A 25,190-nucleotide genomic window follows, 5' to 3' on the forward strand; every position below is an offset into this window, starting at 1 on the left:
TTATTTAGTTTTCCAATGGTTCCAGTTTCAAATTCAAATGTACACTGTATAGGTTATCCGTCTGCGTAATGTTCAATTGATGAGCATTTGGATACAGGATGTTCAATCTGTTTTTAATGTTTTTTAAACCAATTCCAGAGTTGTTAGGATCTTTTATTTGATTCTCAATTCTATTTTCAATCCAAAAATCAAAGTTGTTTTCTTCGATAACAATTTTAATTTTTACATAAGTGGTTCCTTTATAATCAGTTCCGTATTTAAAAGCATTTTCGATAAATGAAATCAAAAGCATAGGTTCGATAGACTTGTTTCGGGTATCGCCGTGAATGTTGATGAAAATGTTTTCGATATTGTTTAATCGTAATTTTTGTAAATCAATATAGTTCTTAATGTAATTGATTTCCTTTTCTAAAGATACTGCTTTATTGTCGGTTTCATAAAGCATGTAGCGCATCATTTCGGATAAGGTTACAATGGCATCCGGAACTAAATCTGATTTTTTATACGCTAATGAATAAATGCTATTCAAGGCATTGAACAAAAAGTGCGGATTAGTTTGCTTTCTTAAATAGTTTAATTCAGTCGATGTTTTACGGGTTTCAGAAATTAATTTATTTTGTTGATTGGTATAATATTCTGAAAGTGTTTTGATTAAGGTGCTTATAGAAACAATGAATAGATAAAACAGTGATGGGAAAAATTTGAAGAAAAAAGGGGGACGTTTTTTAAAGAAGAATTTTTCTCGAATGATTTCTTTTCCATTACTGTCAAATATTCTTTGATGTGGCATATTGTGGAATTCAGGACTGAAATAGAAGATTTTAATACAAGTTAAAATACTAACAATACTCAAAATAATTCCAAGATAAGCGGCATATTTTTTTTGCAAAAGCAAATTAGGTACAAAATAAAAATAGTTAGCATAAAACAATAGAATGCCACTGGACCATTGTACATAAAACTCGGCATTGATGCTGGTGAAATTTTGGTAAAATGGCAATAATGAGGCAATTATTAAAAAGCACCAAATAATACTGTGTATCAGTATTCTGTTAGTATTGTTGTTTGTAATTCCCTCTATGTTCATTTAGATTCTAATTGACAATAAAATTAAATCTTTTTTTGTAATTGTTGGCGATGTTTGCTGTTTCAATTTATCTAATACCAAATTCCCTACTTTTAGTGCTTCGGTTTCGCTTTCAAATGATTTGATGTTTTGAATTACTGGAATTATAGATTGTTTGATAATGATTTTGTCATTATTTTTGATCACATATCCCCAACCGCTTGGTGTTTTTATGGATTCTAAGCTAAAATCCTGCGGGCTGTTGCAGGAAAAGAATGTTAAAAAAACAATTAGTAAAAAGTACTTTTTTGTGGTGTTTAATAAAAAATTCTTCCGGATAGTAGTCCGGAAGAATTTAGGGTTTGAATTAATTGTCATCGTCATTTTGTTCTTCCAGTGGTTTAAATTCCCATACATCGTCATAAAAAGAAGATCCCGATCTTCCTAATAATACAAAACCTCTTTCGTTAATAGAAAATCCTATAGCATCGGTTCTGCCTGCTCCTTCCAGGGCTGTTTTTTCTTCCCAAACGTCAGTTGACGGATTGTATTCCCAAATGGTTTTTGAACTTTCACCACAGACCAGATAACCTAATCCGTTCATTGAAAATGCCGATGCGTTAGAACGGCTAATGGCATAATCGTCATTGTATGTTTCGTCGTCATCATCGTCCTGGTCAATATCGCGTTTTTTAGTCCAGGTATCAGTACTGGGGTCAAACATCCAGAAATCAATCTGATAAGCTCCGTTGTTAATCCCTGCTACTAAATAGGCTTTGTTGTCAATAACAAAAACAGAGGCATTTCTTCTTTTGTTTCCGCTAAATCCGTTTACCTGAGTCCAGGTATCAGTATTAGCATCGTATTGATAAAAATCTTTTAGAAAGTTATTGTCATATCCTGTCCCAAAATATGCTTTTCCACCCACTTGAAATCCTACAGCCGAATAACGGGCACTTCCTGCAAAATCGGCTTTTTGAGTCCAGCTGTTGGTGTCAGGATTGTATTGGTAAAAATCTTTTAACTTGTTGACTCCATCGTATCCAAGACCAATGTATCCATTTCCGTCTAATTCAAATCCAGATGCGGCACTTCGGGCAATTCCGCTAAAATCCGCTTTTTGTTCCCAATAATCCCCATCAGAATTGTAAGCCCATAGGTCTTTTAAATATTCGTCACCTGTATATCCTGTAGCAACATAAGCATAAGTACCTATCACAAAACTGCTTGCACTTGATCTTGCCGGTCCATCAAATGAAGATTTTTTAATCCAGTTACCTAATAATTCTTCTTCGTCGTCATTACTGCAACCCACAAATACTAATCCCATTAATAGTAGGGTAATGAATGTTCTTCCTTTTAAAATAGTCATAATTTATTTTATTTGTTACTGTTTGTATTTTATGCCAATGTTAAAGAGGAAACCATCATTAGCGTCGAAATTGTATTTTGTTGTCCCTCTGTTGTTTGTTAGTGTGTATTTTTTGTCAAATTGGTAGCCTCCCTGAAAACTCATATACCAGTTGCGGTCAACATTTCTCTCGTATTCCAATGCAGTTGTCATTTGAGAGAAACTTATTTTGCTTGCATTTCCATTGCTGTTGATGGCTTTTGCCTGATCGAGATTGTAATATTCACCATCAAAAACGTTTGTTAATCGGAAAGCGTTTCGTTCATTGTTAGAATAGCTAATAGCTGAATTTGGAAAGCCTATCTCGATAGCGGTATTCGAATTGAATTGGCTATGAAAAGCAATCGTAGGAAGTATTTGGGCTTTTCCAAACAATGTCATTCTTTTTACTCCCAGGTAAATATTATTTTTTTCGTTAAAAGCATATCCAATCCCTGCGCCTCCAAGAATTGTGATGTCTGAAAAATCAAAACTTTTTTCAAAAGCAGCTATTGTTTTCAATTCTAAATTCCAATTGACTTTATTGTTAATTTGATGTGTCAGTTCCAGTTTGTTTTCTATCCAGTTGTATTTATTGTTGTTTGCTGAAAAATAATTCCCCGAACCATAATTCAAACTACTGTTTTTATACGTCAGGCTGTTTGTGATTTTGTTTTTCGAATCTAAATTTTGATGAAAAGAAAAGCCTATTCCGGATTCGTTTTTGCTGATTTCTTTTGTTGGAATTGTCTTTAAGTTCAATTCTAACGAATAGCTACTTTGGGCAGTTATCTTAAGAATTGAAATCATAAAAATCAGAGTTGTAAATAGTTTTAACTTCATTTATTTTTTTATTGAGCCAAAAGTAGATGCTCTGTCTATTTTAAAAAAAGAAGATATATAGACGGCTGTTTTTTATAGACAGATTGCCGATTTGTATGGTCGAATTCATTAGCGCAATTGAATTTGTCTTTATAGATTAAAAAAGGCTTTTTATAGATGCAAAATCCTTGCTTGTATATGTTGTTAGGCTTTGTAAATAGTGCTCTGCTATATTTGTCCAAAAATATTTTATGTATAGATTATATATTATGTTGTTTCTTGGAGTGCTGTTTGTTTGTTGTGACTCCGATGTAGATGCGGGAGAATTTGTGGTGGGTTCAGATAATTTATCGGTAACTAATAAGGTGATTTTGATTGATACCGCAACAGTTGAAGTTTCGACAATCAATTTTGATTCATTGGTAACTTCTAATCAAAGCAGAATACTTTTGGGGAATTATGATGATCCCATTTTTGGAAAAGTAAAATCAGACAGTTATTTCCAGCTTACGGCTTCGGGTTATAATTTGCAAACTACAAGTTCGGATACAGAAGGTGCTAATTATGTTTTTGATTCTATTCGAATGGTTTTAATTCCGGATAAATATTATTATGGTGATACTACTAAAGTGCAATCGATAAGTGTTCATCGTTTGTTGCAGAAAGTGAATCCTAATTCAGATGATGATAGTTTTTATAATAATTCGAATTTGACTTATGACGGTTTGAGTTTGGGTACAGCTTCGTTTTTACCAAAGCCGCTTAGACAGGATTCTATTTTTGTCAAATTAGATAATACTTTTGGTGATGCTCTTTTTCAAAAACTAAAAAAGCGTGAGATTACTACTCAGGAAGAATTTGTGGAGTATTTTAAAGGTTTGGTTATTCAATCCACTACGGCTACTTCTGCTTGTGTAATGGGATATGGAGTTACAAGTAAACTACAATTGTATTATTCGAAAAAAGTAAGCGATTCAGAAACCTCGATTTTAAAAGAATTCACCATAGGTGATTATTCTAAACAGTATAACCGAATTTCCTTAGACAGGACAGGGACTATTTTGAGCAGTTTGCCGGGTACTACAGCGAGACTATCGAGTGATTTAACCGAAAACAAGTCTTTTATTCAATCAGGAACGGGACTGGCTTGCAGGGTTGATTTTCCTAATATAAAAGAATTAAAATACATTGCCGAAAAAGGTGTAATTGTTGATGCTCAATTAATTATTCGTCCGGTAAATAATACTTATTCTAAAACGTATCCGTTAGCCGATTCACTAAATGTGTATGTTGCTGATCAATTAAATCGGATAGGGGGTACGCTCAATTCGGCGGCCGGAACCCCTATTTATGCGGTACTTAATAAAACGGAGGATGAATTTGATGAAAATATTGGCTACAGCATACCTCTGGGGACTTTTATGCAATCGGAAATGATGAAACAATCCGATTCTAAGTCGGCTCTTATCCTGACTATTCCTAATATTTCCAAGGCGGTAAACAGGTTGGTTTTAGGAAATCAAAAGAATACCGGAAATAAAGTTCAATTGAAAATTTACTATATCTCTTATTAGATGAAAAATAAATTCACTTTTTTATTCTTTTTGATTTTGGCTTCTTTTAGTGCATTTTCACAAAGTTTGTCCAGCTCTCCTTATTCGATATACGGTTTAGGCAGCTTGTATGATTCTGATTTTGGAACTATTTCGGCTATGGGTTCTTCGGGAGTTGCTTTGCCTTCGGAACGATTTATCAATAATTTGAATCCGGCTTCATTGGGATTTAGTTATCGAAATCATTTTTTGTTTGATGTAGGTGGGAAGGCAATACAGACTTCTTATCAGGATTTGTCTAAAAAAGAGAATCGAAATAATGTCCAGTTTTCGCATATTGCTTTTGCTTTTCCATTGAGTACAAAATCGGCGTTTAGTCTTGCTTTAAAACCGTATTCCAGTGCGGGATTTAAAATTTCTGATTATAAACTGCCTATTCAGGACAGCAACGAAGAATATACTTTGAGCGCAACAGGAACAGGAGGGTTGAATAATTTTGATATTTCTTATGGTCATCGAATTGGTAAAAAGTTAGGCTTAGGCTTGACTACTTCAGTCCTTTTTGGGAGTACAACTGATAATAGAGAATATCTAATTGCTAATTCGCAAACTACTATTGACAAAGAATCGAGTTATACTGGTGTTCGACTCAATTTAGGTGGGCAATTTAAGGTGGATTCTACCTTTACAATTGGAGCTGTTTTTAAATCGCCTTCTAAAGTTAATGCTACTAAAGTACAATCGGTGGTATCTTATAATGCTGACTTAGATGCTTCGAATACAATTGAAACTGATGTAGCTTCAGATGTTGACGATTTCTACTTGCCTTCTGAATTTTCGGTGGGTTTTCATAAAATGTTTAAAAACAAATTCGGCGTAAGTGCCGATTATGAGAAAGCCTTTTGGGAAAATACAAATCAAAATACAATGTATGGGAATTATTTGAATCAGGATAAATTCAAATTGGGGTTTTCTTATCGAAAGGGTAAAAATTTAAGAAATTATTTTGATCGCATTCAGTTTTCGGCAGGAATGAATTATGATACCGGTTTTTTAGAAATAGACAATAAACGTATTGAAAATAAGGCGCTTTCTTTTGGGGTTTCTCTGCCTATCGAAAATACTTTTTCGACTCTTAATATTTCGTATTCCTACGGACAAAAAGGCAGAATAAGTAATGGTCTGATTAAGGAAAATTATCATAAGTTATCAGTAAACTTATCTTTAGACGGAATTTGGTTTGTAAAGAGAAAAATCGAATAATCTAAAAATCTTTTTCTTGTACGATGTACTTGCTGCCTAAAATGTTTTGCAACACTTTAGGGTTAGTATTAGTGTAAAAAATGGGCTGCTTGTTGTTATCACTATTAAAACCGATTTGGTTTAATAGATTTTGTGTTTGTCTTGCCACGGCCAAACCGGAGTCGATTATCTCAATATGATCGGGAAGAATAGTTCTTATTTGAGGGATGAGATACGGATAATGACTACAGCCCAGTACAAGAAAATCAATATTAGCATCAATCATAGGATTAAGGTAAGATTGAAGCAACTGTGTCATCTCTGGGGATTCCATCTGTCCATTTTCGATTAATTCTACCAGTCCGTAACCTATTTGTTCTATAATTTTAGTGTGATAGAACATTTCGGTGGTTTTGTTAAACAGCTCGCTATTCAAGGTTCCTTTAGTTGCCAGTATGCCTATGACTTGTGTTTTTGAGTGTATTGCGGCAGGCTTTATAGCTGGTTCAATTCCAATGAAAGGAACATCATAATGCGCTCTTAATTCCCGTATAGCATTAGTGGTAGCGGTGTTGCAGGCTACAACAATGAGTTTGCAATTCATATTAAGCAGGAAATCGGTATTTTTCATGCTTAATCGAATGATTTCTTCTTTGGATTTTTCTCCATAAGGAGCATTTTTGCTATCGGCTAAATAAATGGTTTTTTCATTGGGCAAGAGATTGTGAATCTCCCTCCAGATTGAAGTTCCTCCTATACCGGAGTCAAAAATACCTATGGGTTTGTTGTTGTCCATTGAAACAAATTTAATAGCTACGGATTAATTTTCCTAAAAATTAAGCATAAAAAAACCGCTCAATTTCGTGTAGAAAAAAGAGCGGTTTTTTTGATTTTATAAGATTGTAAATTAGAATCCTAAGTCTTTTTTAACGTCAGCAGTGATGTTTGGACCATCAGCTAATAAAAGATTAGTGCTGTCTAAAACATATTGGAATCCTTTAGCTTTACCTACTTTTTGGATAGCAGCTCTTACTTTTTCCATTAATGGTTTTACGATGTCTGATTCTTTTTGTTGTAATTCTTTTTGAGCGTTATCTCTAAAGTCAACAATTCTTTTTTGCATGTCCTGAACTTCTTTACCACGCTCAGTGTTTACAGCTTCAGTTACTGTTGTAGATTCAGCTTCGTATTTTTTCAATTTAGCCTGGTATTCTTCTACCATTTTTTTGTAATCTGCATCGTATGTAGTGCTTAATTTTTCTAATTGGCTTTGAGCATCTAGCATAGCTGGCATTTTTCCCATAATTTCACCTGTATCTACATGTGCTACCTTTGCTTGTGCATTGATGGTTTGGTTTGCTCCAAAAACGAAAAGAGCAGCAATTAATAAAGTTTTAATTTGTTTCATTGGTTTTAAAATATTAAGTAATTAATTTATTGTTTAAGTTTTTCCTCTCTAGCAGCTTTGATAGAGTCTCTTTGTTTAATAATTTGTAATCTTCTTTCTTCTAACGCTTTTTTGCGATCTTCAATAATTTTTTTTCTTTCTTCCAGAGTTTTTGTTTTAGTTTCTTCTGCTTTTTGTTTGGCTAATTCTGCTTCAGTCTGCGTTTGTACTGTTGTGTCTTTAGTAACTTCAGTTTTAGCTGTTTCAGGAACAGTGTTTGCTTTTTTAGCAGCTGCAGCAGCAGCTCTGTCATCAAGAACTTTTTGTCTTCTTTCTTCTAATTCTTTTTTACGGTCTTCAATAATTTTGTTTCTTTCTTCAAGTGTTTTTGCTTTAGCATCAGCAGCTTTTTGTTTGGCTAATTCAGCTTCGCTTGGAGAGTCATTTGTTGCAACTTTTTGAACCTCAGTTTTAGCTGTTTCAGAAACCGTGCCATTTTTTTTAGCGGCTCTGTCGTCCAGAATTTTTTGTCTTCTTTGTTCGTATTCCAGTTTTTTTTGTTCTTGCGCCAGCTTTCTGTCTTCCAGTATTTTGTCTCTTGCTGCCTTTCTTTCGTCTAATATTTTTTGTCTTTGAGCAAGATTTGGATTGTCGTCTATAGCGTCTTCTTTGTTTTCTTTTTCTTCTTCGGCTGCTAATTCTTTTTTGCTTAGCTGTTCTCTTTTTTCGGTTCGGGTAATTATTCGTAGTACCTGATCGCTTATGTCAAATCTTTTGTCAGCAAAAATCATTGTTAAATCGGATGATTTGTCAAAGATAAAATCGTATTTTTTTGCTTCGGCAATATCCTGAACTGCTGTAAAAACTTGGTCTTGTATAGGTTTTACTAATAATGTTTTTTGACTCATCAGTAAACCATTTGGACCAAATCTTTTTTGTTGTAATTCTAATAATTCATTTTCCAGAAAACTGATTTCTGTTTCTCTTTCTTCAATTAATGATTTGGTTAGCAAAGCTTTTTCGGCTGTGAGTGCTTCTTTGATTTTGTTTATTTCTAATTTTTTAGTTTCTATTTCCTGCTTCCACTTTTCTGCTTTTTCTTCCAAAAGTGAATTGGATTCGTTATAACTCTTTACATTTTGTAAAATGTATTCCATATCAATAAAACCCACTCTGTTTCCACGAGTTTGCGAATGAAGGCTGTTTGCAGCAATCGCGGCTAAAAATAGAAATAAAAAATGTTTTCTCATAACTTAAAGTATTAGAAAATCAGTAAGCAGTTTTAAAATTGTTGCCCAATAATGAAGTGAGTTTCCCAACCGTTTGGAGTGTTTAATCCCGGTAAGGCATCAAATCCATGTGCAAAATCAATTCCTAATAATCCAAATGCCGGCATAAATACTCTTAAACCAACTCCTGCCGAACGTTTAATATCAAACGGATTATAAGTTTTAAAATTGTTGAAAGCATTACCCGCTTCTAAAAAAGCCAGTGCATAAATAGATGCTGCTGCTTTTAATGTTATAGGATAACGTAATTCCATAGAGAATTTATTATATACTGTAGCTCCTACTTGTACTCCGTCTTGAAGAGGTGTTAACGAGCTGTTAGGATATCCTCTTAACTGGACAGTTTCTCTACCGTCCATCGCAAAGTTGGCCATACCATCTCCACCCACAAAAAATCTTTCAAAAGGAACTAAACCTCTTTCCTGATTGTAAGCACCAAGGAATCCAAATTCGGTTAATGTTCTTAAAACAAATTTACCATAAACTTTGGTATACCAATCGGCTTTGAACTTAATTTTGTAATATTCTAACCAATTGTATTTCTTTTGATCTACGAGAGCATTGTCTGCCGTGGCATCTGCAGCAGAATTGGCTCTTATGTAGCTTCCTGAGCTAGTTCTTGTCAAATATTCACCAGCAACTGGAATCCCATTGCTGTTGTCAATTGTTAATCCGGCATTAGGGTCGTATTTTAGCTTATAAGCTTCCTGATTTTTTAAATCGCCATAATCTACCCCGTTAAATAATGAATATGGAGGAGTAACTTTTGCCGAAAAACTAAATTCAGAACCGTAAGTTGGGAAAATAGGATTTACCCCTTTGTTGTTTCTTGTAAGTCCTATTGTATAAGCTAAGTTTCTTGAAGAACCGTTTCCAAAGGTGAATAATCCTGTGTTGTAATTATTCAAATCATAATGTTGGTAACTTACAGATTGTGATAATACAAAGAAATCATCAGGAACAGTCAAACGTTTTGCAAGACCTACCGATACTGTAAAAATGTTAAAGCTTCTTGATTTATCAACATCAAAAGTGATAAAGTTGTTTAAGAATTGCTTACTGTATGAAATGGATGAACTGAATTGTACCGGTTTTTTTTGTCCAAACCAAGGCTCAGAAAACGAAACACTATAGGTTTGGAAATAAGTACTTCCTTGTAAACGTAAGGATACTTTTTGTCCATCACCCATTGGTAATGGTTTGTATGCTGCTTTGTTTGCAATATTTCTCGCCGAGAAGTTATTGAACGAAAGCCCTAAGGTTCCAATGAAACCACCTCCGCCGTAACCACCCTGAAGTTCGATTTGGCTGGATCCTTTTTCGACTAAGTTGTATTCAATATCAACTGTTCCTGCAGCTCCATCAACATTTTTGAATTTTGGATCAATAGCTTCAGGGTCAAAATATCCTAATTGACCTATTTCACGTACTGTTCTTACCAGTTCTTCTTTGCTGTATTTTTCACCCGGTTTTGTTCTTAATTCTCTGTAAATTACACGGTCATTAGTTTTGTCGTTACCAACTACAGTAATGTGGTTAAAATATGCCAGAGGCCCTTCGGTAACTCTTACTTCAAAATCGATAGTGTCATTAGCTGTTTTTACCTCTACCGCATTGATGTTAGAGAATAAATAACCATTGTTTTGATATAAGTTGGTAATATCTTCTCCGTCAGGTTTTGTTTTGTCGGCAATTCTTTTTTCAAGTAATACACCGTTGTATGTTTCTCCTTTTTTAATACCCAAAATTCGGTTCAAAAACTGATCAGAATAAACAGAGTTACCTAAGAATTTAATGTTTCCAAAGTAGTATTTGTTACCTTCTTCGACATTTACTTTAATGGCTAAGGTGTTATTTTCTTTATTGTAAGCTACAGTGTCTGATACGATACGGGCATCGCGGTATCCTTTTTCTTTGTAACTTTCGATTACTTTTTCTAAGTCTTCTTTGTATTTGTCTTTAACAAATTTAGATGCTTTTAGTAAACGAATAGGATTTTTTTGCTTAGTATCCTTCATTGCTTTACGCAGCTTTTTGTCTGAAATCTTGCTGTTTCCCGTAAAATCGATACTGCTGATTTTTATTTTATCACCTTTGTCAACACTCACCACCATATTAACCTGATTGATGGCCGAGGTGTCTTTTACTGTGTTGATATTGACTTTAGTATTAAAAAAACCGTCTTTTTTATACTTGTTTTCGATGTAGTTTTTAGTAGTAGTAATCAGGTTTTCGTTTACTACTTTTCCTTTTGTAAGGCTGTTATCCTTGATTAAAGCTTCGGTTTTGCTTTTTTTAACGCCTACAAATTTGACATCATTTAGTTTAGGAAGTTCTTTGATGTCTAAATCCAGATAGATACTGTCGTTTTCAATATGATTAACGTAAAAGGAAATTTCGTCAAAAAGACCTAGTTTTCCTAGTTTTTTGATAGCTGAGCTTATTTCTTCACCTGGTACTGTAATTTCCTGCCCTTTTTGCAAACCGGCAAAAGTAACTACTGTTTGGTCGTTAAAACTGATCTTATTGGTCAATTCAACCTTGGCTAAAATGTATTTTTTTCCTTGGTCAAATGGTACTCTGTCTTGTGCCTTAATTTGTGAAAAACTTCCCAGAAATACTAGGGTAAGTAATGCCTTGATACTTTTATTCAACACTAAAAAATTATTTAATTTGTTCACTTGTTTTTCCAAATCTACGTTCTCTTTTTTGATAACTCATGAGTGCCTCATAGAGGTGCTCTTCTCTGAAATCAGGCCACATAACTTCAGAAAAAAATAATTCAGCATAAGCAATTTGCCATAGTAAGAAATTGCTTATTCTGTGTTCTCCACTTGTTCTAATTAATAAATCTACATCGGGTAGATTTTGCGTGTAAAGATGCTCATTTATAATTGAATCGTCAATAGCGTCAATTGAAATTATATTATTTTTAACTTTATCAGAAATCTTCTTTACCGCATTGACTATTTCCTCTCTTGAACCATAACTGAGGGCTAGTGTTAAGGTCATTCGGGTATTGTTTTTTGTTTTTTCCATAACCTCCAGAAGTTCTTTTTGAGCTGATTTTGGCATCATCTCTAAGTTTCCGATGGTATTGAGTTTGATATTGTTTTCCTGAAAAGTAATGAACTCTTTTTGCAATGACTTAATCAAAATTTTCATCAGGGTATCTACCTCAAGCTTGGGTCTGTTCCAGTTTTCGGTAGAAAACGCATATAATGTTAAGTTTTCAATGCCTAATTTAACACAGTTTTCTATAGTTATTTTTACTGATTTTGTGCCGTTTTCATGGCCTATTGTTCTTAATAAGCCTTGTTTTTTAGCCCAACGGCCATTGCCATCCATGATGATAGCAAGGTGTTTAGGTAAATTATTTTTATTTAAAGTGTCCAGTACGCTCATTTTTTATTGTGCACAGTAGCAAGGTTTTTCGCCAAAGGTATAAGTTAATGTTATACCCGAAAAAACATACCAATCATTATTATTTAAATTTCCAAAACGCAATACACTTAAGCTGTTTTCTTTAGGGTTGCTGCCGTCAAGATTGTCAGTAAATGTATAGCGTGCTCCAGCCTCAACTCCTAATACAAAACTCCTTGAAATTTTGGATTTTATTCCTACAATCATCGGAATTGCAATGCCGCTTCTTCCGTTATTTTTTTTTGTTTCCCCCAGCTCGATATATAACTCGTCATACCTTAAAAAATTTATTCCCGAAGACACATAAGGCGTGATTTTACGGTCTAAAGTATGAAGATCAAAATCGAAAAAGTTGAATTCAAGGGCTAAAGATAGTTCTTTTATGCTATTTTCAAAATGATAGCCTCTCAGACTTCTGCCAGGTTCTTCAGAATCGCGATCATCAGCAGTTATTGTGGACTGTGAATAGGAGATTCTCCAGGAATGTCTGGGACTTTTGTTCCATTTGTATAAAACGCCAAAAGTAGGTTCATTAGGAGCGATATAAGTGGTCGAACCTACATCGCCAATGTAGTTGCTTCCGCCAATAAAAACTCCTATTTCGTGTATTTGTGCCTGTAAACTCACGCTTAGCAATAAACCTATTATTACGCTTAAAAATTTTTTCATTTTCATAGAAAATTCTGCAAATATAATAATTATCAATACGAAACAATGCTCATTAAGATAAATGTACTTTTTTTTGAAAAAAAATCCATTTATCTTAATCAGAACTCGTTTTGCTTATACTTAAACGATAAATTTTGATGGTATTGTATAAATTAGCAGATAAAAAAACTAATTTCTTTTGTCTTCGCCCCAAAGCAATTTACTTCTTAAGGTTTTTAAGAAAGTTTCGTTAGGTATTTCGACCATATTAATTTGGAATGGTGTTTTTTTAATTGTTAAAACCGATTCGTTTCCTATAGATGTAATTCTGGAATCCAAAGAAACCAAATAATTTTCTTCTCTACCCGAAACCTTTAGCATGATTTCAGTTTCGTCAGGAATTACAAGTGGTCTTGCGTTAAGATTATGAGGGGCAATAGGTGTAATGACTAAGCTTTTTACATCAGGAGTTAAAATGGGACCACCACAACTCAAAGAATAACCTGTGGATCCTGTAGGTGTCGAAATGATAAGTCCGTCAGCCCAGTAGGAGTTTAGAATTTCTCCATTGAGATAAGTTTCTATCGTAATCATCGATGTGGTGTCTTTTCGACTAACAGAAACCTCGTTCATGGCAAAGTTGATGTCGTTTAAAGCTTCGTTTTCCGGTGTTGCAGTCAGGCTTAACAGCGTTCTTTTAGAAAGAGTATATTTTTTATCGATTACAATTTGTAAAAATTCGTCGATTTTTTCTTTTTGAACTGTAGCCAAAAAGCCCAATCTTCCTGCGTTAATCCCTAATATTGGAATTCCGGAATTTCTAACCAGCGTAGCAGCTCTTAAAATGGTTCCGTCCCCTCCAATACTTAAAAGCATATCAAAACTCGAATCCAATTCGGTGTGGGAACAAAAGGTTTTGTATTCCTTTTCGATTATTTTTTTTTCCTGAATTAAAGCTAAGAACTTAGATTCGATGACTATTTCTATATTTCTTTTGTTAAAAAACACAAAGATGTCTTTTATGATTGGTTCTGTACTATTTTGATAATATTGACCGTAAATGGCTATTTTCATTGGGTTTACATGTTAAGATATTTGTCTAAATAGTCTGAACGTTCTTTTAAGTTAGTAATATATGAGTCTTCGTGGTGTTCGGAGATAATTTCGTAATTGTATCTTCTAAAAGTCTGGATGATTTCATTGATAGCTCCCGAACTGATTTTTATGGTTACTTCAACACTGTCGATATCGGATTCTGAAATAAACAATCCTAAGAGTTTACCATTATTGCTTTCAACAATTTGGGTAATTTGACTCATCGAATAATCTAAAATTCCTTTTCTGATTTTTACAATAGCTCCCTGTTCTTTTATAAAAGGCGTTTGGTGGAAAAAATTGATAATATCTTCCATTTCATAATAGCCTACATATTTGTTGTTCTCGTCCAGAACCGGAATTAAATTCGAATGGTTTTTTGCAAAAACTTCTAAAACTTCCATCCAGATAGCATCAGTCCTGATAAAGAAAGTTTCCAGGCTGTATCTGTAGTCCTGAACTTTTTTTTCTTCTTCAAAAGTTTCAACATCTTCGGCCGAAATACTTCCTATGTAGATACCTTCTTCAACTATTGGGAAATGAGAAAAATTGAAATCGCCCAAAAAATCCCTAACAGCTTCAATAGTTTCTTGGCTGTCAATGGGTTTGAAATCGTTGGTAATGTAGTTTGTAATTTCCATTTTGTTTGAATGCTCAATTTTTATGCAAAATAATCAAAAAAAGGCAAATTCGCCTAGCTTTTACTTTGTATTTTTGTAACCAAAATTATAGTTTTTCGTAATCAAAAATTGTTCCAATGACAAAATTAAGTGTAAACATCAATAAAATAGCTACTTTACGTAATGCCCGGGGAGGAAATGTTCCTGATTTATTAAAAGTAGCCAGCGATATTCAAAAATTTGGAGGACAGGGAATCACCATTCATCCGCGTCCCGATGAGCGTCACATCCGTTATCAGGATGCCCGCGATTTGAAATCAATTGTTTACACCGAATTCAATATCGAAGGAAATCCACAACATAATTTTATTGATTTGGTTTTAGAATGTAAACCGGATCAGGTGACTCTTGTTCCGGATGCTATTGGTGCCATTACTTCTTCTGCGGGTTGGGATACCGTAAAAAACCAAGCGTATTTAACAGAGATGATTCAGGAATTCCAGCGCAACGGAATTCGTACTTCTATTTTTGTTGACCCAGCATTAGAAATGATTGAAGGTGCTAAAAAAACCGGAACCGACAGAATCGAATTATATACCGAAGCTTTTGCTCATCAATACAGCCTAGGAAATGAAAAAGGAATTACTCCTTATGTGGAATCGGCTATTTTGGCTAACGAATTGGGGCTAGGTATCAATGCCGGACACGATTTAAGTTTAGATAACATTCAGTTTTTTAAAGAAAATATTCCCGGCTTATTAGAGGTTTCCATTGGTCACGCTTTAATTGCCGAGGCTTTATATTTAGGTTTAGAAAACGTGGTTAATATGTATCTGCGAAAATTAAAATAATTTCAATTGATTGAAGATTAAGCAGAAATTTTTTCTGCAATCTAAAATCTGCAATCTAAAATCTGCAATCAAATGCTTTATTCAAAAATAGAAGGAGAAGGGAAACCTTTTTTAATCATACACGGATTTCTTGGAATGTCCGATAATTGGAAAACTTTAGGGCAGCAATTTGCCGGCGAAGGTTTTCAGGTTCATATGCTCGATATGCGCAATCACGGGCGAAGTTTTCAATCATCAGCATTTAGTTATGAATTAATGGTTCAGGATGTTTTTGACTATTGTCAGGCTCATGCTTTGCAATCAATCAATATTTTAGGGCATTCGATGGGAGGGAAAATAGCGATGCTTTTTGCAACCCGATATCCGGAAATGGTCGAAAAATTAATTGTTGCCGATATTGGCCCTAAGTATTATGCGCCACATCATCAGACTATTTTGGCAGGATTAAACGCCGTAGATTTTTCGGTTAAACCAAGTCGCTCCGACGTTGAAGCAACTTTAGGACAATACATCACCGATTTTGGAACGAGACAATTTTTGCTAAAAAATCTTTATTGGCAGGAGCCGGGACAATTAGCTTTCAGATTTAATCTGGCTGTTTTAACTAAAGAAGTTGGGGAAATTGGAGTACCATTGCCGTCAGAATTGGTTTTTGAAAAACCAACACTTTTTATTCGTGGCGGAAGTTCGAATTATATTTTAGATTCTGATGTTGAGGATATAGCCATTCATTTTCCATTAATGAAACTGGAAACCATTCCAAATGCCGGACACTGGCTTCATGCCGAAAACCCGGCCTTGTTTTATCAAATGGTGATTTCGTTTTTAAAATAAATTTGTTCAAACAATTTTATATAAAGCAGTAACTTTTGAGTTGCTGCTTTTTTTTTATGGTAAGATGTTTTGATAAATGTAAAAAAAACACTTATGTTTGTGCTCTTCGAAAAATGATATTATTTTTCTTAAATTAAAATGAGTAATTAACCACCAAACCAAAATAAAATGACTGCGACAATTTATCCTATTTTTTTAAAGCGTATTGAACCCATAAGAGTTGTTATGTGTCTATTAGCAATTCTTTTTTTGCAAAGTTGCGGTTCAGTAAAAAATAATCGCTCTTCAAAAGAGAAAATGAGTGCTTATTTAATGACTTATTTTAAAGATGATACACATGGATTGTATTTTGCATTAAGTAAAGACGGTTATACTTTTACCGATGTGAACAACGCAAAACCAGTTATTGCCGGTGATACTATTGCCGAACAAAAGGGAATTCGTGATCCTTATATCATGCGTGGAAACGATGGCTATTTTTATTTGGCAATGACCGATTTGCATATTTATGGTAAACAAAAAGGTTATCGTGAAACCGAATGGGAACGTCCTGGGGATAAATATGACTGGGGAAATAATAGGGATTTGGTCTTAATGAAATCAAAAGATTTGATTCATTGGTCACATTCTATTTTAGATATTGACAAGATGTATCCGGAGTGGAATGTAGGTTGCGTTTGGGCACCCGAATTGATTTATGACGACGTAAAAGGTAGAATCATGATTTATTTCACCATGCGTAAAGCTAAGGGGAAAACTAAATTGTATTATGCTTACATGAATAAGGAGTTTACGGCATTGGAAACAACTCCGGAAATTCTTTTTGAGTATCCGGATAGTACGAAACAGGTTTTAGATGCTGATATTACTAAACTTCCTGATGGAAGATTTTGTATGATGTATGTTGCGCAGGAAAATCCGGGTGGTATTAAAATGGCATTTTCGGATAAAATAAATTCGGGTTATGTGTACCAGCCTGAGCAAGTTGATTTTGAGAAAAAATCATGTGAAGCTCCCAATGTGTTTCAACGTATCGGTGAAAATAAATGGGTTTTGATGTACGATATTTTTAGTGTAAATCCACACAACTTCGGATTTGCTGAGACCAGCGATTTTAAGACGTTTACTAATCTTGGTCATTTTGATGAAGGAGTGATGAAACGTACTAATTTTTCGGTTCAAAAACATGGTTCGGTAATTCATCTGACTAAAAAAGAAGCGGAGCTTTTAGCTAAACATTGGAATATGAATTTTTCATTTGACAAATAAAAAAAACACAGCATGAATAAATATTTATTAAAAACAATTCTCTTTACGATTGTAGGTTTTTCAGGTTTGCTTGCCCAAAACAAAAAAATGGATGGCTATTTATTTGCTTATTTCGAAGGCAAAGGACCTGGCGAAAAACAAGAACAGCTGCGTTTTGCCGTGAGTGATGATGCAGTGAACTGGAAAGCATTAAATAATAATGAGCCTGTTGTGGCCTCTAAGGATATTTCTAATACGGGAGGAATTCGGGATCCCCATATTCTTAGAAGTGCCGATGGAAACAGTTTTTATATGACGGCTACCGATATGAACACCAAGAAAAATGGATGGGATTACAATCCGGGAATTGTTTTGATGCATTCTAATAATCTTTTGGATTGGAAATCGTCGGTAATTGATTTGGAAAAATTATACCCTAAAAAATTTAAAGACATCAAATGGGTGTGGGCTCCACAGACTTTTTATGATACAAAAGCCAAGAAGTATTTGGTATATTTTACGGTTCGCTTCAAATATAATTTAAAGCTTGATTTCTATTGTGCTTATGCAAATAAGGATTTTACAGCTTTTGAACAAGAGCCGAAGTTGATGTTTAGTCCAAAAGACGGTGCTATTGATGGTGATATTATTTATAAAGATGGGATGTATCACTTCTTTTATAAAGGAAATACAAAAGACGAAAACGGAAAAGAAATCAAAAACGGTATCAAACAGGCTACAAGCAAAAAGCTTCAGGGACCCTGGAAAGAAAGTTTTGAATATTTAGATTATTATTCCGATAAAAAAACGGCAGTGGAAGGTTCATCAGTTTTTAAATTGAATAATAGCGACGAATATATTTTGATGTATGATTTGTATTCCAGTGGGCGTTATGAGTTTCAACGTTCTAAAGACCTGTATCATTTTACAGATAAAACCGAATCGTTTACTAAAGATTTCTTTCCGCGACATGGAAGCGTAATTGGTATTACAAAAGAAGAAGCCAAAAGGTTAAATGAAAAATGGGGTGGTGTTCCTCAAAGTTTACTGACCTCAAAGGATGGAACATTCCAATTTAAGGCAGAAGGAAATCCAATAATCAAACATAAGTTTACGGCTGATCCAGCAGCTTTTGTTGAAAAAGATACCTTGTGGTTGTTTACAGGGCACGATTTTGAAGGAGGTCAGAAAGGATATAAATTGAAAGATTGGCTGGTTTTTTCAACTACCGATTTGAAAAATTGGACGGAATATCCGGTGCCGTTAAAAATTGAAGATTTTAAATGGGATAAGACCAATGATGCTTATGCAGGTCAAACCATCAAAAGAAATGGGAAGTATTATTGGTATATCAGTACTAATGGTTCCGGAATAGGGGTGGCTGTGTCTGATAAACCGCAGGGGCCTTATAAAGATGCTATTGGAAAACCATTGTTGACTAATGCTGATTGTTTTGCATCTACACATTCCTGGACTTGTATTGATCCTTCCGTTTTTATAGATGATGATGGGCAGGCTTGGTTGTTTTGGGGTAATGGAGTTTGCTATTACGCAAAACTAAAAGAAAACATGATTGAAATTGACGGTCCAGTTAAGAAAATTGATTTCGAAGGATTGCAATTTACCGAAGCACCATGGGTTCATAAAAAGAATGGGAAATATTATCTAAGTTATGCAACTGGTTTTCCTGAAAAAATTGCCTACGCAATGGCTGATAATATAGAAGGCCCTTATGAATACAAAGGTATTTTAAATGAAATTGCAGGAAATAGCAATACGAATCATCAGGCTATTTTAGAGTTTAAAGGAAAACCTTATTTTATTTATCACAACGGAGCAATCCAAACAAATGGTTCGAGTTACAGTAGATCGGTTTGTATTGATAAATTAGAATACAATAATGATGGTACTATAAAACGTATTGTAATGACTACCGAAGGCGTTATCAAATAAGACTGAATGCAGATTATAGCAATTTCTTTTTTTAAAGAAATTGCTATAATTTAAAATAGTAGTATTTTTGAAGAATAAATATAAAGTAAATGAAATTAATTATTAGAGTTCTGACTACTTCAATCTTGGTATTGATAATCTCTCATTTTATGACCGGGGTTCATGTGGCAAGTTTTACAACAGCACTTTTTGTTGCGGTTGTTTTAGGTTTGCTTAACATTTTTATTAAGCCTATTTTGGTTTTGTTTACGTTGCCTATTACTTTTTTTACGTTAGGATTGTTTTTATTAGTCATCAATGGCTTAATCATTATATTGTGTGATAATATTGTAGGCGGTTTTGATGTCGATAATTTTTTTACAGCCTTACTTTTTAGTATCATATTGTCTGTTTCGCAATCTATTGTGAATCTTTTTGTGGGAGATAAGTAATTTAATTTATAAAATAATCATAAAACAAATTGATTTTACTTTTGGCTGAGTAAAAAACATTAATTTTGTTCTTGATAAAGATTTAAAAATGAATAAGATTTACATCATAGTATTTATGTTACTTGGTTTCTTTTTGATGCCAGGTGCTAGCTATGCTTGTGGATCAGGTTCAGGCAAGCATTCCTGCAAAATGGAAATGTCTTCCAAAACAAAAATGAAAGATTGCTGCAGTAAAAAATCAAATTCTAAAGAAACCAAAGACAAAGGTTGTTCCGGAAAATGCGGACAATCCATGTGTAGTGTTTCTCCTGTAAACATTGGGATTGCTGCTGAGATTCAATATGAAATTCCAAAAGCAACATTTCATTTTTCAGAAAAAAAACAAAATTTCTCTCACTCCGTATCCTTTCCTTCTGCTGGATATGTTAGCCTTTGGTTGATACCTAAAATAGGCTAAAATCCTTTGTTGATAGCCATTGGTGTATCAAATTCAAAGTAAATACTTTACAATACAATCTTTCTGTTAATTGAAATAATAAGCAATAGTTTGTTGTAGCTATGCTGTTGTTATTGGTTAACTTCATTCAATTAAAAAAATATAAAATCATGAAATCATTAAAAAAAATAATGATAGCAGCTGTAGTGTTGCTATCAATGAGTGTTAGTGCACAAGTTAAAAATAAAAAAACAGAAACTGTAAAAATATCCGGTAACTGTGAAATGTGCAAAAAGAAAATTGAAACAGCTGGAAGTCTTAAAAAAGTAGCAGTTGTAGAATGGGATGTCAATTCTAAAATGGCAACGCTGACTTATGATTCTACTAAAACAAATTCAGATGAAATTTTGAGCCGAATTGCTAAAGCCGGTTATGATAGTGAGAAGTTTTCGGCTACTGAAGAGCAGTATAAAAAATTGCACACTTGCTGTCAATACAATAGAAAGCCAACAGGAACTACTGAAAAAGAAGAACACAAACACTAGTTTTTTTATTACTACAGTCTTTGGGTTGTTTTTAAAGTACTAAAGACTGTAGTAAATTATAATTTTTAAAATTAAAAATGATGAAAACAGATAATATAAAAAAGCTATTACTTGTGTTTGTAATGCTGTTTAGTGTTATGAATTCATATTCCCAAATTTCGAAAGCCGAAATTATTGCTACAGGTTTAACCTGTTCAATGTGTTCTAATGCAATTAATAAACAACTTAAGGCAATGCCCGAAGTAGAAAAAGTAATCATCGATTTGAATGCCAATACTTTTATGATTTCTTTGAAAAAAAATAGTGGGATTACACCGCAGGCATTAAGAATGAGTGTTGAAAAAGCGGGATTTTTTGTGGGTTCAATGGTTTTAACACTGGATGTTGATACCGTACAAATAAAAGATAATGCAAGCTTTAAAAATGAAAGTGGGACTTATGTTTTTGTAGAAGCCAAAGAGAAAATACCTAATGGAGCACTTAGGCTAAAAGTATTAAACAGCGGCTATGTAACTAAAAAAGAGTACAAACAATCGGTTAAAATGTTGTCGAAATATTTGACTGATGGTACTGAGGACGAAACTTATTTTGTAAAAACAATTTAAATGAGATATTTAGCAATTGTAATGTTGTGTTTGTTGTCGTTTCATATTAATGCTCAGGAATTATTTGTAATGACCGAACCGGCCAGTAACATGCCTACAGGTTCCATAGGTGTTAGAGATATGAGTCTTTTTGCTTTCAAAAAAACCGATGGTTATAATTACCACAATATGCCCGAGTTGATGTGGGGGGTGAATAAAGATTGGATGCTTCATGCTTCGGCTTTTTTGAGTAACAAAGAAGGGAATTTAAAGTTAGAGGGAGGAAGTTTATATGCTAAATACCGTTTTTTCTCGGTTGATGATCTTCATAGTCATTTTAGATTAGCGGCTTACGGCAGGATAAGTACAAGTAATGCCGGTATTCATCAGGAAGATATAGAAACTATGGGGATGAATTCAGGTTGTGAAATTGGAGCTGTGGCGACTCAATTGATTAATAAAACAGCTTTGAGTACTTCAATAAGTTACGAAAGAGCTTTGAATAATCAGGATTATGATTTTCCGGATGCCTTTAGTAATAGTGCTTTGAATTATACTTTTTCGATTGGTCAATTGATGTATCCTAAAAAATATATTAATTTTAAGCAGACCAATATCAACGCAATGTTGGAATTTTTAGGTCAGCGGTTGAACCAAAATGGGAAATCTTATCTGGATGTTGTACCTTCGGTTCAGTTTATTATCAATAGTCAGGCTCGAATAGACTTGGCATACAGACGACAAATATATAGCGATATGGAGCGCATTAGTACCAATAGTATTTTGTTAAAATTAGAATACACTTTTTTTAATGTAACCAATTAGTTTTAAATAGTATAAAATTTTAAAAATGAGAAAAATAATTCTTTCATCGATGGTTTTGACCATGTTGTTTATGGCTTGTAATCAAAAAAAGCAAGAGGAGCAAACAGAAAAAACAGAAGTAGAAACAGCAAAAGAACAGGAAACTGAAGCTGTTGAAGAAATTACGACAGTTAGTGATGCCGTGAAAGCATCTGTTTCTACTGAGGCAATCATTAATGGTTATTTGAAAATTAAAAATGCTTTGGCTAATGACAATTCAGCCGAAGCAGCTAAAGTAGCAGCAGATTTTTCTAAAGCAGTTGAAGCTACCAAAACCGATAAAATAGCAGCGGAATTAAAAGATAAGTATTCTAAAACTACTGAGGAAGCCAAAAAACAAGCGGCTTTAATTGTTTCGAATTCAGGAAAAATAGACCAGCAAAGATTGTATTTTGCTGTTTTAAGCAAAAATATAACGAGTCTGATTGCTACTTTTGGAAGTAAACAGAAATTATATCAGGATTATTGTCCGATGTACGATGAGGGGAAAAGCGGCTATTGGATAAGCGAATTCAAAGTAATCAAGAATCCGTATTATGGTTCCGAAATGCTCGAATGTGGAGGAATGATTAAAGAAATTAAATAATGTTTTAATCATAATCCCAATAGTTATCGGGGGAAGAAGTTTTCGCAAAGTTTACAAAGTTTTTTTTAAAATGATCTGTGATAATCTGAGTAACCTGCCTGTCGGCAGACAGGTCTTTGGCTAAAAGTAAATATTTAGAGAATAAAATTAAACCATTAAGGTAGTTAAGGTTCATTAAGTTTTTGCTTAATTTTCTTAACTACCTTAATGGTTTTATAGGTTTTAGACCTTTATAGTTTTTTATTATTTTTGAAAAAAAATAAAATGTTACAACTTTCAGAAATCTGGATTTATCCTGTAAAATCATTGGGCGGAATTGCCTTAAAAGAAGCTAAAGTTACTGTTCGTGGTTTGGAAAATGACCGTCGTTGGTTGCTGGTGGATAAAAACGGATTATTTCTAACCCAAAGGGAACATCCTGAATTAGCTCTTTTTCAGCCTGAAATTGATGCTGAATTTTTGAAAATTAGCTATAAAGGAAAGCAATCAGAAACCTTGAAAGTTAACGTAACGACTGATTATTCAAAACAAAAAAGCAAAGTTAAAGTCCAAATTTGGGAGGATGAAGTAGCAGTCTATGAAGTGAGTACTGAAGCTAATATTTGGTTTTCTGAACGATTGGGTTTTGAGGCTCGATTGGTGTATATGCCCGAGGAAAGTCACCGAAAAGTAGATCCTGATTATGCAGTGAGTGCCGATAATGAAACGGCTTTTTCAGATGGATTTCCGTTTTTATTGATTGGGCAGTCTTCCTTGGATGATTTGAATTCGAGATTAAAAAATCCTGTTCCCATTCGTCGTTTCCGGCCTAATTTTGTTTTTAGCGGTGGTAAAGCTTATCAAGAGGAAAGCTGGAGGGAATTTACAATTGGCAATCTTCCATTTTATGGTGTAAAACCCTGTAGTCGCTGTATTATGACTACGGTTAATCCTGAATTAGGTGCTTTTGCAGGCAAAGAGCCTTTATATACTTTGTCGAAATACAAGAAAGTAGGGAATAAGGTGTTGTTTGGTCAAAATATAATTACGCAACAACAAGGAAATGTTGCAGTGGGGGATTTAGTGACGGTTCAAAAAAGCATTTAATTCGTTTTTACAGAACCTGAGCAGACGTCTCCTTCTTCTATTCCGTTGAGCCAGATTGTTAGATTTTTTATTCGGCTTTCAGTCAATTCAGTTAAATAGATTGCTCTACAAGTAGGCTGAATGCTCCCGTAATAGTAGTTCGGATAATTGGGGTATTTCATATCCATCTCGGCATCTCGAAAAGTGATCCAAATGCGTTGTGATTTTTTTAAATTCTCCACAAACAGTTTGTCTGACTTGTATTTGATTAAAATTTGTTGATAGACTGTGTTTAGGTTTTTGTCTGCTTTATCGTAAATATCATAGGCTTTTTGATTCATTTCAGCCTGGGTTTGGGAAAAACAATTGATGCTAAAAGTAAGCAAGAGTGATAGGATGATTTTGTTCATGTTTTTTGTTTTGAGTGAATATAAATTATAACTTAAAAAACAGAAATAAGAAAATCCCATTTGTTCCATAAATCGACATTATGACCATTCTGTTTTGCAGCGATATAAGTAACAGTGTTTTTCAGAATTGACATTATTTCTGTTGTTACAAGGTCATAATCTTCCTTACTGGATGCGGGTTTAAATATGTTGCCAGTGTTAAATTCATTGTGTTTGTTTATGCTAATTGAAAGAACGTTTCTTCCTCTAGCTTTTTCTTTTAAGATTTTCGATTTGTTAAAGGCTTTGTTAATAGCTGAAAGATATACAGGATTTAAATTATTGTTCTTGATTAATGGATATTCTTTGTCTTTGTATATAAATTTGGGTTTTTCTTCTACTTCTTCAATTGAGTATTTATTTTCGCCTCTGTAGTTAGGGCAATATTCAGCAAGATACTTAACAACTCTCATGTCGTTTAACGAATATATTTTATAGAAATGCTCACAAGCATTATCTGTTTCTCCTAATTTTAATTCAACTGCAGCAAGATTGTATAAATATTCATGATTCCATGAAACGGAGTCAGTTACTTTGGTGTAAATTTCTTTAGCTAAAGCAAAATTATTCTCGGAATACGCTTTCTCTCCTTCTGCCAATAATTTATTTAAATTAGTGTAATTTGTTTTTGTGGTTTGTGAAATCCCAATTTGGCTTAAAAAAAAGAATAATAATAAAAAAGATTGTTTCATGATTTCTTTTGATTGTTTTGAATGAAATTAGTTAACATTTTTTCAAATATAAAAAATATTCTTACTTTTTTTTAAGCGGGTGTTACTTTTTTATTTAGGTATAATTAGATAAAATCA

Annotated in this window: 27 protein-coding genes; 13 read left to right on the forward strand and 14 right to left on the reverse strand. The window is 33.7% G+C overall.

Annotation, left to right across the window (positions count from 1 at the left end; genetic code table 11):
• Positions 1-4: 4 nt before the first annotated feature.
• Genes FDM27_RS00455 through FDM27_RS00470 form a run of 4 tightly spaced genes read right to left on the reverse strand, consistent with a single transcriptional unit; the run spans position 5 to position 3,299 of the window.
• A complete protein-coding gene (locus FDM27_RS00455; protein WP_140484780.1) occupies positions 5-1,087 on the reverse strand; it encodes a sensor histidine kinase in 1,083 nt (360 codons plus the stop codon).
• Positions 1,088-1,444, reverse strand: coding sequence for a DUF4907 domain-containing protein (locus FDM27_RS00460; RefSeq protein ID WP_071184791.1), 357 nt, complete (start codon positions 1,442-1,444; stop codon positions 1,088-1,090).
• Positions 1,434-2,438 (reverse strand): Kelch repeat-containing protein, encoded by a 1,005-nt coding sequence (locus FDM27_RS00465; RefSeq protein ID WP_083382084.1) that lies wholly within the window; start codon positions 2,436-2,438, stop codon positions 1,434-1,436. Before FDM27_RS00465 ends, FDM27_RS00460 begins: the two co-directional genes overlap by 11 nt.
• 15 nt (positions 2,439-2,453) lie before the next feature.
• Positions 2,454-3,299 (reverse strand): DUF6268 family outer membrane beta-barrel protein, encoded by an 846-nt coding sequence (locus FDM27_RS00470; protein ID WP_140484781.1) that lies wholly within the window; start codon positions 3,297-3,299, stop codon positions 2,454-2,456.
• A 230-nt stretch (positions 3,300-3,529) separates the two neighbouring features.
• Between FDM27_RS00470 and FDM27_RS00475 the strand changes: the two genes are divergently transcribed.
• Both FDM27_RS00475 and FDM27_RS00480 read left to right on the forward strand, forming a co-directional pair.
• Positions 3,530-4,852, forward strand: a complete 1,323-nt coding sequence (locus tag FDM27_RS00475) for a DUF4270 family protein (RefSeq protein ID WP_255510425.1) — start codon at positions 3,530-3,532, stop codon at positions 4,850-4,852.
• Entirely contained in the window at positions 4,853-6,094 is a 1,242-nt protein-coding gene (locus FDM27_RS00480; protein ID WP_140484782.1) for an OmpP1/FadL family transporter, read from the forward strand.
• Between the two features lies 1 nt (position 6,095).
• Here the strand turns inward: FDM27_RS00480 and murI are convergent, their stop codons facing one another.
• The 8 genes from murI to FDM27_RS00520 all read right to left on the reverse strand — a co-directional run bounded on the left by murI (position 6,096) and on the right by FDM27_RS00520 (position 14,556).
• Positions 6,096-6,869, reverse strand: coding sequence for a glutamate racemase (murI, locus tag FDM27_RS00485; RefSeq protein WP_071184795.1), 774 nt, complete (start codon positions 6,867-6,869; stop codon positions 6,096-6,098).
• A gap of 111 nt (positions 6,870-6,980) precedes the next feature.
• A complete protein-coding gene (locus FDM27_RS00490; RefSeq protein ID WP_071184796.1) occupies positions 6,981-7,481 on the reverse strand; it encodes an OmpH family outer membrane protein in 501 nt (166 codons plus the stop codon).
• Positions 7,482-7,507: 26 nt separating this feature from the next.
• A complete protein-coding gene (locus tag FDM27_RS00495) occupies positions 7,508-8,710 on the reverse strand; it encodes an OmpH family outer membrane protein (protein WP_140484783.1) in 1,203 nt (400 codons plus the stop codon).
• A 32-nt stretch (positions 8,711-8,742) separates the two neighbouring features.
• Positions 8,743-11,406 (reverse strand): outer membrane protein assembly factor BamA, encoded by a 2,664-nt coding sequence (gene bamA / locus FDM27_RS00500; protein WP_255510426.1) that lies wholly within the window; start codon positions 11,404-11,406, stop codon positions 8,743-8,745.
• A 7-nt stretch (positions 11,407-11,413) separates the two neighbouring features.
• Complete coding sequence (locus tag FDM27_RS00505) at positions 11,414-12,154, reverse strand: isoprenyl transferase (RefSeq protein ID WP_071184799.1); 741 nt, start codon at positions 12,152-12,154, stop codon at positions 11,414-11,416.
• A gap of 3 nt (positions 12,155-12,157) precedes the next feature.
• Positions 12,158-12,841, reverse strand: a complete 684-nt coding sequence (locus FDM27_RS00510) for a DUF6089 family protein (RefSeq protein ID WP_140484785.1) — start codon at positions 12,839-12,841, stop codon at positions 12,158-12,160.
• 168 nt (positions 12,842-13,009) lie between these two features.
• Positions 13,010-13,894, reverse strand: coding sequence for an NAD kinase (locus FDM27_RS00515; RefSeq protein ID WP_071184800.1), 885 nt, complete (start codon positions 13,892-13,894; stop codon positions 13,010-13,012).
• A 5-nt stretch (positions 13,895-13,899) separates the two neighbouring features.
• Positions 13,900-14,556: a CBS domain-containing protein gene (locus FDM27_RS00520; RefSeq protein WP_140484786.1), complete on the reverse strand. Its 657-nt coding sequence runs from the start codon at positions 14,554-14,556 to the stop codon at positions 13,900-13,902.
• Between the two features lie 116 nt (positions 14,557-14,672).
• On the opposite strand from FDM27_RS00520, the gene FDM27_RS00525 reads away from it, so the two are divergent.
• The 11 genes from FDM27_RS00525 (at position 14,673) to FDM27_RS00575 (ending at position 23,953) form a co-directional block, all read left to right on the forward strand.
• Positions 14,673-15,386 carry a pyridoxine 5'-phosphate synthase gene (locus FDM27_RS00525; RefSeq protein WP_140484787.1) on the forward strand — a complete coding sequence of 238 codons (714 nt, stop codon included), beginning with the start codon at positions 14,673-14,675 and terminating at the stop codon, positions 15,384-15,386.
• 72 nt (positions 15,387-15,458) lie between these two features.
• The gene (locus FDM27_RS00530; protein WP_140484788.1) at positions 15,459-16,220 is read left to right on the forward strand and encodes an alpha/beta fold hydrolase; all 762 of its coding nucleotides are present in this window, start codon (positions 15,459-15,461) and stop codon (positions 16,218-16,220) included.
• Positions 16,221-16,388: 168 nt separating this feature from the next.
• Positions 16,389-17,489, forward strand: a complete 1,101-nt coding sequence (locus tag FDM27_RS00535; protein WP_140484789.1) for a glycoside hydrolase family 43 protein — start codon at positions 16,389-16,391, stop codon at positions 17,487-17,489.
• Between the two features lie 12 nt (positions 17,490-17,501).
• Positions 17,502-19,421, forward strand: coding sequence for a family 43 glycosylhydrolase (locus tag FDM27_RS00540; RefSeq protein WP_255510427.1), 1,920 nt, complete (start codon positions 17,502-17,504; stop codon positions 19,419-19,421).
• 89 nt (positions 19,422-19,510) lie between these two features.
• Positions 19,511-19,852, forward strand: a complete 342-nt coding sequence (locus tag FDM27_RS00545) for a phage holin family protein (RefSeq protein WP_071184804.1) — start codon at positions 19,511-19,513, stop codon at positions 19,850-19,852.
• Positions 19,853-19,940: 88 nt separating this feature from the next.
• A complete protein-coding gene (locus tag FDM27_RS00550) occupies positions 19,941-20,309 on the forward strand; it encodes a hypothetical protein (protein ID WP_071184805.1) in 369 nt (122 codons plus the stop codon).
• 149 nt (positions 20,310-20,458) lie between these two features.
• Positions 20,459-20,833 (forward strand): heavy-metal-associated domain-containing protein, encoded by a 375-nt coding sequence (locus tag FDM27_RS00555; RefSeq protein WP_140484790.1) that lies wholly within the window; start codon positions 20,459-20,461, stop codon positions 20,831-20,833.
• A gap of 77 nt (positions 20,834-20,910) precedes the next feature.
• Positions 20,911-21,438: a heavy-metal-associated domain-containing protein gene (locus FDM27_RS00560; RefSeq protein WP_140484791.1), complete on the forward strand. Its 528-nt coding sequence runs from the start codon at positions 20,911-20,913 to the stop codon at positions 21,436-21,438.
• Positions 21,439-22,242: a hypothetical protein gene (locus FDM27_RS00565; RefSeq protein ID WP_140484792.1), complete on the forward strand. Its 804-nt coding sequence runs from the start codon at positions 21,439-21,441 to the stop codon at positions 22,240-22,242.
• A 25-nt stretch (positions 22,243-22,267) separates the two neighbouring features.
• Complete coding sequence (locus FDM27_RS00570) at positions 22,268-22,867, forward strand: DUF3347 domain-containing protein (RefSeq protein ID WP_140484793.1); 600 nt, start codon at positions 22,268-22,270, stop codon at positions 22,865-22,867.
• 264 nt (positions 22,868-23,131) lie between these two features.
• Complete coding sequence (locus FDM27_RS00575) at positions 23,132-23,953, forward strand: MOSC domain-containing protein (RefSeq protein WP_140484794.1); 822 nt, start codon at positions 23,132-23,134, stop codon at positions 23,951-23,953.
• On the opposite strand, the gene FDM27_RS00580 is transcribed toward FDM27_RS00575, so the two are convergent.
• Together FDM27_RS00580 and FDM27_RS00585 are read right to left on the reverse strand one after the other, a co-directional pair.
• Positions 23,950-24,342: a lysozyme inhibitor LprI family protein gene (locus FDM27_RS00580; RefSeq protein WP_140484795.1), complete on the reverse strand. Its 393-nt coding sequence runs from the start codon at positions 24,340-24,342 to the stop codon at positions 23,950-23,952. The genes FDM27_RS00575 and FDM27_RS00580 overlap by 4 nt on opposite strands.
• 32 nt (positions 24,343-24,374) lie before the next feature.
• Positions 24,375-25,073 carry a hypothetical protein gene (locus FDM27_RS00585; RefSeq protein WP_071184810.1) on the reverse strand — a complete coding sequence of 233 codons (699 nt, stop codon included), beginning with the start codon at positions 25,071-25,073 and terminating at the stop codon, positions 24,375-24,377.
• Between the last annotated feature and the right edge of the window lie 117 nt (positions 25,074-25,190).

Origin of the sequence: Flavobacterium sp. GSA192 (assembly GCF_006386525.1) — a bacterium.
GTDB lineage: Bacteria > Bacteroidota > Bacteroidia > Flavobacteriales > Flavobacteriaceae > Flavobacterium > Flavobacterium commune.